The sequence below is a fragment of the Streptomyces sp. genome (assembly GCF_035563135.1).
Classification (GTDB): domain Bacteria; phylum Actinomycetota; class Actinomycetes; order Streptomycetales; family Streptomycetaceae; genus Streptomyces.
Window position 1 is genome coordinate 17,445 of record NZ_DATMVN010000178.1, and the last position, 11,687, is coordinate 29,131.

At 70.8% G+C, this 11,687-nt stretch carries 12 protein-coding genes and 3 pseudogenes; 3 read left to right on the top strand and 12 right to left on the bottom strand.

The genetic code is table 11. The features are described from left to right. The first annotated feature begins 51 nt into the window (after positions 1-51). The 3 genes and pseudogenes from VN520_RS07575 (at position 52) to VN520_RS07585 (ending at position 2,516) form a co-directional block, all read left to right on the top strand. Positions 52-1,284 (top strand): LolA family protein, encoded by a 1,233-nt coding sequence (locus VN520_RS07575; protein WP_325746083.1) that lies wholly within the window; start codon positions 52-54, stop codon positions 1,282-1,284. Positions 1,285-1,324: 40 nt separating this feature from the next. Continuing rightward, positions 1,325-1,657, top strand: a pseudogene (locus VN520_RS07580) (ABC transporter permease); the annotation flags it as partial. Between the two features lie 199 nt (positions 1,658-1,856). After that, positions 1,857-2,516, top strand: a complete 660-nt coding sequence (locus VN520_RS07585; RefSeq protein ID WP_325746084.1) for a TetR/AcrR family transcriptional regulator — start codon at positions 1,857-1,859, stop codon at positions 2,514-2,516. Here VN520_RS07585 and VN520_RS07590 read toward each other — a convergent pair. The 12 genes and pseudogenes from VN520_RS07590 to VN520_RS07645 all read right to left on the bottom strand — a co-directional run. Continuing rightward, positions 2,509-3,054, bottom strand: a complete 546-nt coding sequence (locus VN520_RS07590; protein ID WP_325746085.1) for an NAD(P)H-dependent oxidoreductase — start codon at positions 3,052-3,054, stop codon at positions 2,509-2,511. The two genes, VN520_RS07585 and VN520_RS07590, sit on opposite strands and share 8 nt — an antisense overlap. Before the next feature lie 143 nt (positions 3,055-3,197). Continuing rightward, positions 3,198-4,007 (bottom strand): HAD family hydrolase, encoded by an 810-nt coding sequence (locus VN520_RS07595; RefSeq protein ID WP_325746086.1) that lies wholly within the window; start codon positions 4,005-4,007, stop codon positions 3,198-3,200. Positions 4,008-4,072: 65 nt separating this feature from the next. Next, positions 4,073-4,522 carry a VOC family protein gene (locus VN520_RS07600; protein WP_325746087.1) on the bottom strand — a complete coding sequence of 150 codons (450 nt, stop codon included), beginning with the start codon at positions 4,520-4,522 and terminating at the stop codon, positions 4,073-4,075. Between the two features lie 153 nt (positions 4,523-4,675). Next, positions 4,676-5,125: a hypothetical protein gene (locus tag VN520_RS07605; protein WP_325746088.1), complete on the bottom strand. Its 450-nt coding sequence runs from the start codon at positions 5,123-5,125 to the stop codon at positions 4,676-4,678. Positions 5,126-5,137: 12 nt separating this feature from the next. Continuing rightward, complete coding sequence (locus tag VN520_RS07610) at positions 5,138-5,398, bottom strand: hypothetical protein (protein ID WP_325746094.1); 261 nt, start codon at positions 5,396-5,398, stop codon at positions 5,138-5,140. A gap of 11 nt (positions 5,399-5,409) precedes the next feature. Next, a pseudogene (locus tag VN520_RS07615) lies at positions 5,410-5,514 on the bottom strand (FAD-dependent oxidoreductase); the annotation flags it as partial. A gap of 74 nt (positions 5,515-5,588) precedes the next feature. Then, positions 5,589-6,578, bottom strand: a complete 990-nt coding sequence (gene rarD, locus VN520_RS07620) for an EamA family transporter RarD (RefSeq protein ID WP_325746089.1) — start codon at positions 6,576-6,578, stop codon at positions 5,589-5,591. A 155-nt stretch (positions 6,579-6,733) separates the two neighbouring features. Further along, positions 6,734-7,006, bottom strand: a pseudogene (locus tag VN520_RS07625) (KR domain-containing protein); the annotation flags it as partial. Positions 7,007-7,203: 197 nt separating this feature from the next. Next, a complete protein-coding gene (locus VN520_RS07630; protein WP_325746090.1) occupies positions 7,204-8,262 on the bottom strand; it encodes a 2-oxoacid:ferredoxin oxidoreductase subunit beta in 1,059 nt (352 codons plus the stop codon). Continuing rightward, positions 8,255-10,210 carry a 2-oxoacid:acceptor oxidoreductase subunit alpha gene (locus VN520_RS07635; RefSeq protein WP_325746091.1) on the bottom strand — a complete coding sequence of 652 codons (1,956 nt, stop codon included), beginning with the start codon at positions 10,208-10,210 and terminating at the stop codon, positions 8,255-8,257. The genes VN520_RS07630 and VN520_RS07635 overlap by 8 nt, the downstream gene beginning before the upstream one ends. Positions 10,211-10,492: 282 nt before the next feature. Continuing rightward, positions 10,493-11,152: a response regulator transcription factor gene (locus VN520_RS07640; protein ID WP_325746093.1), complete on the bottom strand. Its 660-nt coding sequence runs from the start codon at positions 11,150-11,152 to the stop codon at positions 10,493-10,495. A 207-nt stretch (positions 11,153-11,359) separates the two neighbouring features. After that, on the bottom strand, positions 11,360-11,687 hold a 328-nt coding region (locus VN520_RS07645; protein ID WP_325746092.1), incomplete at its 5' end, for a sensor histidine kinase.

Here is an 11,687-nt window from a genome sequence, read left to right on the forward strand (position 1 = left end):
GTGAACGCGTGCAACGGGATGGCAGCCGCCGACCACGGAGGTAGAGCACACATGGCACCGAACGACAGCGCAGAGACCAACGGCGAGGCCACGGGCACTGTCGTGGGCCGCCGGAAGGCGGCACGCTACATCGTCCCGTTCGCGGTGGCGGGGGTGGCGGCGGCGACGATCGGGCTCGTCCCGGCGCTCGCGGACTCCGGCGACCCGGAGCTGCCGGACATCACCGCCCAGGAACTCATCGAGAAGATCGCCGCATCGGACGAGGAGCAGCTCTCCGGCACGGTGAAGGTCAGCACCGACCTCGGCATCCCGTCGCTCGGCGGGCTCGCGGGCTCCTTCGCGCCGGACGCGGGAGCCGGGGAGTCGAGTGCGTCCCCCGACGCCAGGCTGATGGAGCTCGCCTCCGGGACGCACACGCTCCGGGTGGCGGTCGACGGCCCCGACAAGCAGCGCCTCTCGATCCTCGGCGAGGGCTCCGAGTACAGCCTCGTGCACAACGGGGACGACGTCTGGGGCTACGACAGCGAGAGCAACGAGGTCTACCACGCGGAGTCCGGCGGGAACGGGCGGGCGGACGGGGAGACCGAGAAGCACAAGGCGCCGGAGGGAGTGCCGGCCACTCCGAAGGAGTTCGCCGAGGAGGCGCTCGCCGCCGCCGGTGACACCACGTCCGTCACCGTCGACGGCACGGCGCAGGTCGCGGGGCGCGACGCGTACAAGCTCGTGATCAAGCCGAAGCAGTCCGGTTCGACGATCGGGTCCGTCACCGTCGCGGTCGACGCCTCGACCGGCGTCCCGCTGAAGTTCACCCTGGCCCCGAGCAGCGGCGGCAAGGCCGCGGTCGACGCGGGCTTCACCGATGTCGACTTCGCGAAGCCCGACGCCTCCTCCTTCTCCTTCACCCCGCCCAAGGGCGCGAAGGTGACCGAGGCCGACGAGCTGAAGGCCGGGGCGGAGAAGAGCGGCGCGGCGGACAAGGCCCACAAGGACCTGGCCGCGCTGGAGGACTTCAAGGGCCTGAACGTCATCGGTGAGGGCTGGAACGCCGTCGCCGAGATCGAGCTGCCGGGCGGTGCGGGGCTGCCCGCCGAGGGCTCCGGCGACGTACCCCCGCAGGCGCGGCAGTTCCTGGACGCGCTCGGCGACAAGGTCACCGGCGACTTCGGTTCGGGCACGGTCTTCAAGACGCGCCTGGTCAACGCGCTGATGACGGACGACGGCAAGGTCTATGTCGGCGCGGTCACGAAGGACGCGCTGGTGAAGGCGGCCGACACCGCCGAGTAGGACGCACCGGTCGCCCCGCCCCGTCGTACGCTCCGTACGGCGGGGCGGCCTGATCGCGGTCACCGTGGCGGTGTCCCTCATCGGCTTCGCGGCCCTGGGCCTCTTCGTCCCGGCGCTCACCGACAGCGGGATCGCGGCGATGGCGGCCACGGCCGGGGTGCTGATCACCGTGCAGATCCTGGACACGGTGCCGCAGCTCGACGGGATCCACCCGTACCTCTTCCCGCACCACTGGCTGTCCTTCACGGACCTGCTGCGCGCCCCGGTGTGCTGGGAGGAGATGACCAGGAACCTGGGTCTGCAGGCGGCGTACGCGGCGGTGTTCGGCTCCGCGGCCCGGGCGCGCTTCACGACGGAGGACATCGGCGTCTGAGGGGGCCGATCCGGGCCGCCCGTACCGTCGGCCGGTCGAGCCGTCCCCCGATCGGCTCGTCGCGGCACGAACGGCACGAACGGTTGCGCTGCACGGAACGTGACGACACGGTACGTTCCGTTTCCGGCAAGGGTCATTGTTCGACTTTTGGCGACGACCTGTCAATAAGCGGTGGGGGGAATCCCCCTATGCTCACCGAATGATCACATCGCCGATTTCCGTGCGCCGCAGCGAGAGGTCACGACGGGCGACGCTGGACGCCGCCCTGGAGCTGTGCACGGAGAAGGGGTACCGCCGGGTCACCGTCGAGGCCATCGCGGCCCGCGCCGGTGTGAGCAAGAAGACGATCTACCGCTGGTGGCCGTCGAAGGGCGCGGTGCTCCTGGAGGCGTTCGCCGAGGCGCTCATCGGAGCCACGCCGTTCGACGACACCGGTGACATAGCGGCCGACCTGTGCGCGCACATCAACGGCGCGGTGAAGCTGGTCTCCACCCCGCCCTACGGTCCGGCCTACGCCGGAATCCTGTCGGAGATGCACCACGACGACTCCCTCGCGAGGGCCGTGCGCGAACAGCTCGTCGGCCCCCGCTTCGAGGGCGCCGTGGGGCGGCTGAGGCGCGCCCAGGAGCAGGGGCAGATCCCGGCCGGTGCCGACCTGCCGATGGCGGTGGAGCTGCTCTACGCCCCTGTCTACTACCGCCACGTGCTGCGCGAGCCGGCCCAGGACGAGGCGACGGTCGCCACGCTGGTGTCCCATGTCCTGCGGTCCCTGACCGCCGCCGACGGCAGGTCCCCTTCGGGTGCCGTTGGCGGGGACCCCGCCCCGGGCGGTCCCTCCGCCCCGGGGCGGGTCAGTTGAAGAACTCCTTCGCCCTGGCCGTGGCGCCGGTGTCGGACAGTACGTCGCCGGGCCTGCTGCCGTTGCCGAGCAGCACCCCGCCCCACCGCATCCCGAGGTAGCGCGCCGAATTCCGCAGAGTCCCGGCGAGGGGCTCGGCGACCGCCGGGTCCTCGTCCGCGAGCGCGGTGACCCCCCACAGGGTCTTCCCGGCCATCCGCTGCTGGAAGCCGGTCCCGGGCGTTTCCGCCCAGCCCGCCCAGTGGTCCAGGTAGCGCTTGGCGGAGGTGGAGACCGCGTACCAGTACAGCGGTGAGGCGATGACGACATCGGTGGCGGCGAGCGTCGCCTCCAGCAGGGTCGCGGCGTGCCCGGTGGGGGCGACGTGGCCCTCTGCGTGCCGTCGGTCCTCGAAGTCGGGGAGCGGGAGGTCGCGCAGGTCCAGCCACCGCTGTTCCGTACCGGGCGGCAGCTGCTCGGCCGCGAGCCGGGCGAGCGTCTCGGTGTTGCCGCCGGAGCGGCTGCTGCCGAGCAGGAAGAGGAAGGTGCGTGCGGTCATGACGTGCCCCCAATTGATGGCGTACGACTTTTACCTGCGTACGCATCTTATGCATGTGCATGTATTTGGAGACAGGTGTTTTCCGGCCACCCGTGCCGGGGCTCCGGGGGCCCGGATTCAGGGAGCCGGGCGTCGGCACGCCTTCAGGCGAAGAGGCGTTCCAGGACCACCGCGACGCCGTCGTCCTCGTTCGAGAGCGTGATCTCGTCGGCTGCGGCACGCAGTTCGGCGTGGGCGTTGCCCATCGCCACCCGGTGACCCGTGCGGAGGAACATCGGCAGGTCGTTGGGCATGTCGCCGAAGGCCACCGCGCCGGCGAGGTCACGGCCCAGCAGCCCGGCGGCCCGGGAGATCCCGGTGCCCTTGTCCACGCCGTACGGCGCCAGTTCCACCGTCCCGGGGCCCGCCATCGTGACGGAGGCCAGCTCGCCCACCGCCCTCCGGGCGGTCGCGGCCAGTTCGTCGTCCGTCAGCTCCGGGTGGCGTATCAGCACCTTGATGACCGGCGCCGCCCACAGGTCCGCACGGCGCCCGGCCCGCTGTGCGGGGAGCGAGGGATGCGGCATGCGGTAACCCGGCTCGATCAGGGTCCGGCCGTCGATGCCGTCCTGGTCGACCGCGGCGAACACCTGTCCCACCTCCGCCTCGATCTTGCCGAGCGCGGCGTCGGCCAGCTCCCGGTCCAGCGCCACCGAGCTCAGCATGCGGGCCGACCCCGCGTCGTACACCTGCGCGCCCTGACCGCAGACCACGAGGCCGGTGTAGCCGAGGTCCGCGAGCAGGGCGCGTATGCCCGGCACCGGCCGGCCCGTGACGATCAGGTGCTGCGCACCGGCCGACGCGGCGCGGGCGAGCGCTGCGCGGGAGCGCGGGCTCACGGTGTCGTCGGAACGCAGGAGCGTGCCGTCCAGGTCCGTGGCGACAAGGGTGTATGCGGCGGGTGGCGTGAACATGGGGTCAGCCTAGAGAGATCGCTTTCCCGCCGTACGCCGCTGACCTGCGCGGACGGTCACCTCCGTCAGTGGACGCAGAATTCGTTGCCCTCCGGGTCCAGGAGCACCTGCCAGGCCCCGCCGGGTTCCTCGACGGTCCGCAGCACGCTCGCGCCCAGTCCCACCAGTCGTTCCACCTCGGCCTCGCGCTGTCCCGGGGCCGTGTGGACGTCCAGGTGGAGGCGGTTCTTCGCCGTCTTGGGCTCCGGCACGCGCTGGAAGAGGAGCCGGCGGCCGAGTCCGGTCCCGCTCTTCCGCTCGTACGGATCGTCCGGGTGCCGCACCGCGGCGAGGTCACGCCAGGCGCGGCGCCCGTGGGGTTCAACCGTGGCGGCTTCGGGCACCGCTCCCGCGCCGAGCAGCTCCTCGACCAGGGCGCTGTTGTCCTCGACGAGGTAACCGAGGGCCTCCGCCCAGAAGTCGGCCTGGGCGTGCGGCTCGGTGGCGTCGATGACGACCTTCCAGTGCAGTGTCATGAAAACCGTTTCTACTGGGTGCGTGAAGGCACGGCAACGGGTACTCCGGAACCCGGGCTGATTCTTCGGAGCGGATCGGCTTCTTCGGAGGGGATCGGCGCGCGAGGCACACGGACGGCGGGCCGGCGGGCCGCCGGCGTCCGGCCCCCGGGCCTACCGCGGCGGGCAGGCCGCGCAGGCGTGCCCGCCGCAGGCGGCCAGCAGTTCACCGGCCGCGGTGCTCACCGCCGGATCGCCGTCCGTCGCCAGCCGCTCGGCCGTCGCCCGGCCGGCCAGGACCGCCAGATGCGCGTCCCTGGTCCACTCGGGGTGGAGCGCGTGGCCATGGGCGAGGATCGTCCCCAGCAGGCCGAGCACCCCCACGCGGTCCTTCACGGTCCTCATGGCGGCGAGTTCCCACAGGAACGGCACCGTGGCGGCCGTCGCGTCGAACACGGCCAGCGCGGCTATCCACCGGCCCAGGTCGCTCAGCGCGTCCCCGGCCGATTCGCTGTCGCCCCAGGCGATCCTCGACAGCAGCCCGGGGACCTGGGACGCGGAGCCCTGGGCATGGCGCAGCTCATGCCACTGAACGTGCCTCATGTCCTTCAGGATCGTCCCCATCCGGGCACTCAATCAGCCTTTGCGGGTGCCGTCCACCATGTCCGCCCCACTCGTCGGATCCGGTCCCCGCACCCCGTCCAGCACACGCAGATACCGGCGTACCGCGTCGCGGTCGTCCGCGTCCGAGATCAGCCCCACGTGGTTGTCGGGCCGGATCACGACGACGGTGTCCCCGTCGATGCCGTACGCCGCGTGGGCGTGCCCCTCCCGGTCGTGCAGGGCGCCCGGCCCCGCGGCGGCCGTCCCGGGCCCCGGCTCCCCGGCGCCGTGCACCCGCCGGACCCGGACGGCGCCTTGTCGACGATCCGGACGGCGATGTCCCGCCGGGCGAGATCGCAGGCCAGGGTCAGTCCGGTGGGGCCCGCGCCCACGATCAGTACGTCGGTCATGACTGCTCCTCGGCCCACGTCGCCCGTCCTCCGGGAAAGAAAAACGCAACCAAGGCAAAAAAGGAACCAGGTAACTATTTTATGACCGGTGCCTCCCTGTCCGGTGCGGAAGCGGAATCCGTCGCGATGGGCGCTGCGGCCTGTGCCGCCCGTACGGCCAGACGCAGGGTCTCTGCCCTCGTGTGCCGTGCCGTCCGCAGCGCGTCCCAGGTCAAGAGCATCAGCGCCACCCAGACAAGGGCGAAGCCGGCCCAGCGCTCGGGCGGCATCGCCTCGTGGAAGTACAGGACGCCGAGCGCGAACTGGAACACCGGAGCCAGATACTGCAACAGGCCCAGGACGGACAGCGGCACCCGGATCGCAGCGGCACCGAAGCAGACGAGGGGGACCGCGGTGACGAGTCCCGTCGCGGCGAGGAGGGCTCCGTGCCCCGCGCCCCCGGCCAGGAACGTCGCCTCACCGCTCGTCCCGAGCCACAGCAGGAAGCCGAGCGCGGGCAGGAACAGCACGGCGGTCTCGGCGGCCAGGGACTCCAGGCCGCCCATGTTGACCTTCTTCTTCACCAGGCCGTACGTCGCGAACGAGAACGCCAGCACCAGCGAGACCCACGGCGGCTGCCCGTAGCCGATCGCCAGCACGAGCACCGCGGCGAAACCGGTGGCCACCGCGGTCCACTGCGCCGGCCTCAGCCGCTCACCGAGCAGCAGGACGCCCATGGCGATGGTGACCAGCGGATTGATGAAGTAGCCGAGCGACGCCTCGACGACATGGCCGTTGTTGACGGACCAGATGTAGAGACCCCAGTTGACCGAGATCACGGTCGCGGCGATCGCGATCAGCCCCAGCCGCCGGGGCTGCCGTACCAGCTCGCCGATCCACGCCCAGCGGCGCAGGAACAGCAGGGCGATGCCCACGACACCCAGCGACCACACCATCCGGTGAGCGAGGATCTCCACCGCTCCCGACGGTTCCAGCAGCGGCCAGAAGAGGGGGACGAGGCCCCACATCCCGTACGCGCCGATTCCGTACAGCAGGCCGGCCCGCTGTTCGTTCTTCCCCTTCACGGGCCCTCCTGGCGCTCCTCGTGCCGGCGGTCGGCCGACTGCACGACGGTAGCGCCGGAAGAGTCCTCTGTCATTGCCGTCTCAGGGAAACGGTCGTGACAGGCGCGGGCGTGCCCGTTCAGGCCGCGGCGACCGCCGCCGCGACCGTCCCGGCCGGCGGAGTGGCCGGCCGGCGACCGGGCGACGTCGCCGCTCAGCTCGTACGCCGCGCCCGGGTGAGCCTCGCCGGTCGGCACGGCGGCGGCCGCTTCCCCGTGGTCGGCCCGGGTGGCGGAGGCGGCGCGCCCGTCACCGGCGTCGGTGACGACGGCGCCGTTCTCCAGGACGGACGCCGGATCCGCCGTGCGGTTCCCGGTGGGCCCACCGTTGCGCAGGAAGGTGTGCGGGAGCCCGGAGCCGAGGATCAGCTGCTCGGTCACCTGGTGCTCGACCGGGACGCGAAGCCGGCGAGCCCGCCCCGTGTGGACCACTCGCTCACCCTCGCCGGCCGGGAGGCCGCCGGCCAGGTACGGGCGCCGGCCCGCCGGCCCGAGCCACAGGTGGACGAGGCCGGGGCCGCGCGCGGCATACGACGGGGCCCGGAACCGGTCGGCTCCGGGCCCCGTCGGACGGGCGTGACGGCGGGTCAGCCGACCACGGTCCAGGTGTCGCTGCCCGCCAGGAGGGCGCTCAGGTCGCCCTTGCCGTGCTGCTCGACCGCGGCATCGAGCTGGTCGGACATCAGGGAGTCGTAGACCGGCCGCTCCACACTGCGCAGCACGCCGATCGGTGTGTGGTGCAGGGTGTCGGCGTCGGCCAGCCGGGACAGCGCGAAGGCGGTCGTGGGGCTGGGGTTGTGGGCGTCGTGGACGAGGATCTGCGACTGGTTGCCCTCGGTGACCGCCACGACGTTCAGGTCGCCCGTGAGGGGGTCGCGGACGACGCCCTTGGAACCGTCGGGGCCGAAGACGATCGGCTTGCCGTGTTCGAGGCGGATGACCGCCTCCTCGGCCCGTTGCTTGTCCTTGAGCACCTCGAAGGCGCCGTCGTTGAAGATGTTGCAGTTCTGGTAGATCTCCACCAGCGCGGTGCCGGGGTGGTCCGCCGCCGCGCGCAGCACGCTCGTGAGGTGCTTGCGGTCGGAGTCGACGGTGCGGGCGACGAAGGAGGCTTCGGCGCCCAGAGCGAGGGAGACCGGGTTGAAGGGCGCGTCGAGCGAGCCCATCGGCGTCGACTTGGTGATCTTGCCGACCTCGGAGGTGGGGCTGTACTGGCCCTTGGTGAGCCCGTAGATCCGGTTGTTGAACAGCAGGATCTTGAGGTTGACGTTGCGGCGCAGCGCGTGGATGAGGTGGTTGCCGCCGATGGACAGCGCGTCGCCGTCGCCGGTGACGACCCAGACGGACAGGTCGCGGCGGGAGGTGGCCAGGCCCGTCGCGATGGAGGGGGCGCGGCCGTGGATGGAGTGCATCCCGTAGGTGTTCATGTAGTACGGGAAGCGGGAGGAGCAGCCGATGCCGGAGACGAAGGTGATGTTCTCCTTGGCCAGGCCCAGTTCGGGCATGAAGCCCTGTACGGCCGCGAGAACCGCGTAGTCACCGCAGCCCGGGCACCAGCGCACCTCCTGGTCGGACTTGAAGTCCTTCATGGACTGCTTGCCCTCGGCCCTGGGGACCAGCTGGAGCAGTTCGTTGGCGTCAGGCATCAATGGCCTCCTTGAGGGCTGTGGCGAGCTGCTCGGCCTTGAAGGGCATTCCGTTGACCTGGTTGTAACTCCGGGCGTCCACGAGATACTTGGCCCTCAGCAGCAGCGCGAGCTGGCCGAGGTTCATCTCCGGGACCACGACCTTGTCGTAACGCCTCAGCACCTCACCGAGATTCCGCGGGAACGGGTTGAGGTGGCGCAGGTGGGCCTGGGCGACGGTCTCGCCGGCCGCGCGGAGCCGGCGCACCGCCGCCGTGATCGGCCCGTACGTCGAGCCCCAGCCCACCACCAGGGTCGTCGCGCCGGCCGGGTCGTCGACCTCCAGGTCGGGGACCTGGATGCCGTCGACCTTCGCCTGGCGGGTACGGACCATGAAGTCGTGGTTGGCCGGGTCGTACGAGATGTTGCCCGTGCCGTCCTGCTTCTCGATCCCGCCGATCCGGTGCTCCAGCCCCGGGGTGCCGGGGACGGCCCAGGGGCGGGCCAGGGTCTCCGGATCCCGCTTGTACGGCCAGAACACCTCCGTGCCGTCCGCGAGGGTGTGGTTGGGTCCGGTCGCGAACCGGGTCCGCAGATCCGGCAGGCTGTCGGTCTCGGGGATGCGCCAGGGCTCGGAGCCGTTGGCGAGGTACCCGTCCGAGAGCAGGAACACCGGGGTCCGGTAGGTCAGCGCGATCCGGGCCGCCTCCAGAGCGGCGTCGAAGCAGTCCGCCGGGGTCATCGGCGCCACGATCGGGACCGGCGCCTCACCGTTGCGTCCGTACATGGCCTGGAGCAGGTCGGCCTGCTCCGTCTTGGTCGGCAGACCGGTGGAGGGCCCGCCGCGCTGGATGTCGATGATCAGCAGCGGCAGCTCCAGCGACACCGCCAGACCGATCGTCTCCGACTTCAGCGCCACACCCGGGCCCGAGGTGGTCGTCACACCCAGCGACCCGCCGAACGACGCACCGAGCGCCGCCCCGATCCCGGCGATCTCGTCCTCCGCCTGGAACGTCCGCACACCGAAATTCTTGTGCTTGGACAGCTCGTGCAGGATGTCGGACGCCGGAGTGATCGGATACGAACCCAGATATACCGGCAGATCCGCCTGACGGCCCGCCGCGATCAGCCCGTACGACAGGGCGAGGTTTCCCGAGATATTGCGGTACGTGCCCGTCGGGAAGGCCTTCGACGCGGGCGCTACCTCATAACTGACCGCGAAATCCTCTGTCGTCTCACCGAAATTCCAGCCCGCACGGAACGCCGCCACATTCGCCTCGGCGATGGCCGGCTTCTTCGCGAACTTCGACCGGAGGAATGCCTCCGTCCCCTCGGTCGGACGGTGATACATCCAGGACAACAGTCCGAGCGCGAACATGTTCTTCGACCGCTCGGCCTCCTTGCGGGAAAGACCGAACTCCTTCAACGCCTCGATCGTCAATGTGGTCAACGGCACCGCATGCACGTTGTACGCCTCGAGCGATCCGTCCTCCAGAGGGGACTCGGCATAACCGACTTTCGCCATCGGGCGCTTGGTGAACTCATCCGTGTTCACAATGATGTCCGCCCCGCGCGGCACATCCGCGATATTCGCCTTCAGCGCGGCGGGATTCATCGCGACCAGTACGTTCGGTGCGTCGCCCGGTGTCAGGATGTCGTGGTCCGCGAAATGCAGCTGGAACGACGACACACCCGGCAGTGTGCCGGCGGGCGCCCGGATCTCGGCCGGGAAGTTCGGCAGCGTCGACAGGTCGTTCCCGAACGACGCCGTCTCCGACGTGAACCGGTCACCCGTCAACTGCATGCCATCACCCGAGTCACCCGCGAAACGGATGATCACCCGGTCCAGACGGCGGATTTCCTTCTCGGCGGCACCCGTACGACCCGTGTGCGGGGCGCGCTGTTCCCCGACGACAGCCTCGCTGGCCTCATCGGACTTTCCGGCTGGGCTACTGACCTGGCTGGTCACTGAACTGGACCTCCCTCGGGGCGGCGGCTCGGGACCGGCCGGCCCGCCGGCGGTCCAGGCCCCACCCTACTTCTGTAAGGGTCGCCTTCCTCGGACCGGTCATATGGTGGACGCGTTTTCAGGACATGAATGCGTCACGCTTTGCCATACTTTCCGGACCCCTCGATCACTGGACGAACCCCCTCCGGTACTCGTCCTTTCCTCGTGGGCCGCGGTAAGGCCCGGGGGGCCGCCCGACGGCGGGTGGATCACCCGGACCATCGCAATCGGATCATCGCGTCATCACGAGTTCAGATAAGTGAGAACGGCGAGAACACGTCGGTGATCTCCGTCACTGGGCGACAGGCCGAGTTTCAGGAAGATGTTGCTGACGTGCTTCTCCACGGCTCCGTCGCTGACGACCAGCTGACGGGCGACGGCTGAATTCGTACGCCCCTCCGCCATCAGACCGAGGACCTCCCGTTCGCGCGGCGTGAGCCCCGCCAGCACGTCCTGCTTGCGGCTGCGCCCCAGCAGCTGTGCCACCACCTCCGGGTCCAGCGCGGTCCCGCCCCGCGCCACCCGCACGACGGCGTCCACGAACTCCCTGACCTCGGCGACCCGGTCCTTCAGCAGATACCCCACTCCACGGCTGCTCCCGGCCAGCAGCTCGGTGGCGTACTGCTCCTCGACGTACTGCGAGAGCACCAGGACCCCGAGGTCCGGGTGGTCCTTGCGCAGCCGCACCGCCGCCCGTACGCCCTCGTCGGTGTGGGTCGGCGGCATCCGCACGTCGGCGACCACCACGTCCGGCAGCGCGCCCTGCCCCGCGAGGTCGCTCACCGTCTTGATCAGCGCCTCGGCGTCCCCCACCCCGGCGACGACGTCGTGCCCGAGCTCGGTCAGCAGCCGGGTGAGCCCTTCCCGGAGCAGCACCGAGTCCTCGGCGATGACGACCCGCACTCTTTCCTCCACGGCGTGTGTCCCCCACTGTCGGTGTTCCGTGTGTACGCCGCTGTCGCGCGCCGCTCTGTGCCCAGCATTCCAGCATCGGCGTCCCGATGGGCCCCACACCGGTGGTTCCGGTGGCACCGGACGCGCCGCAGTGCCCCGGCCGCCGTGACGGCGGCCGGGGCACTGCGGCTGCGGCTCGTGTACGGGGCCGGGTCCTCAGCCCCGCCAGGGCAGCTCGGCCGTGACCGCCGTCGGGCCCCCGGCGGGGGAGTCGACGACGAGGATGCCGTCCACCGCGTCCAGCCGTTCCGTCAGCCCGGCCAGACCGCTGCCCGTCGTCACACCGGCTCCGCCCCTGCCGTCGTCGGTGACCTGGAGCATCAGCCGGTCCGAGGCCCGCCACACGTCGACGGTGGCGTGGGTGGCGTGGGCGTGTTTGCTGATGTTCTGGAGGAGTTCGGAGACGGTGAAGTAGGCGATGCCTTCGATGGCTTGTGCGGGGCGGGTGTGGAGGTCGACGGTGACGGTGACGGGGACGGTGCAG

Excerpts from the sequence above, each read along its gene's own strand:
- VN520_RS07575 (WP_325746083.1), top strand. The coding sequence starts at position 52 with ATGGCACCGAACGACAGCGCAGAGACCAACGGCGAGGCCACGGGCACT.
- VN520_RS07585 (WP_325746084.1), top strand. The coding sequence starts at position 1,857 with ATGATCACATCGCCGATTTCCGTGCGCCGCAGCGAGAGGTCACGACGG.
- VN520_RS07590 (WP_325746085.1), bottom strand. The coding sequence starts at position 3,054 with ATGACCGCACGCACCTTCCTCTTCCTGCTCGGCAGCAGCCGCTCCGGC.
- VN520_RS07595 (WP_325746086.1), bottom strand. The coding sequence starts at position 4,007 with ATGTTCACGCCACCCGCCGCATACACCCTTGTCGCCACGGACCTGGAC.
- VN520_RS07600 (WP_325746087.1), bottom strand. The coding sequence starts at position 4,522 with ATGACACTGCACTGGAAGGTCGTCATCGACGCCACCGAGCCGCACGCC.
- VN520_RS07605 (WP_325746088.1), bottom strand. The coding sequence starts at position 5,125 with ATGGGGACGATCCTGAAGGACATGAGGCACGTTCAGTGGCATGAGCTG.
- VN520_RS07630 (WP_325746090.1), bottom strand. The coding sequence starts at position 8,262 with ATGCCTGACGCCAACGAACTGCTCCAGCTGGTCCCCAGGGCCGAGGGC.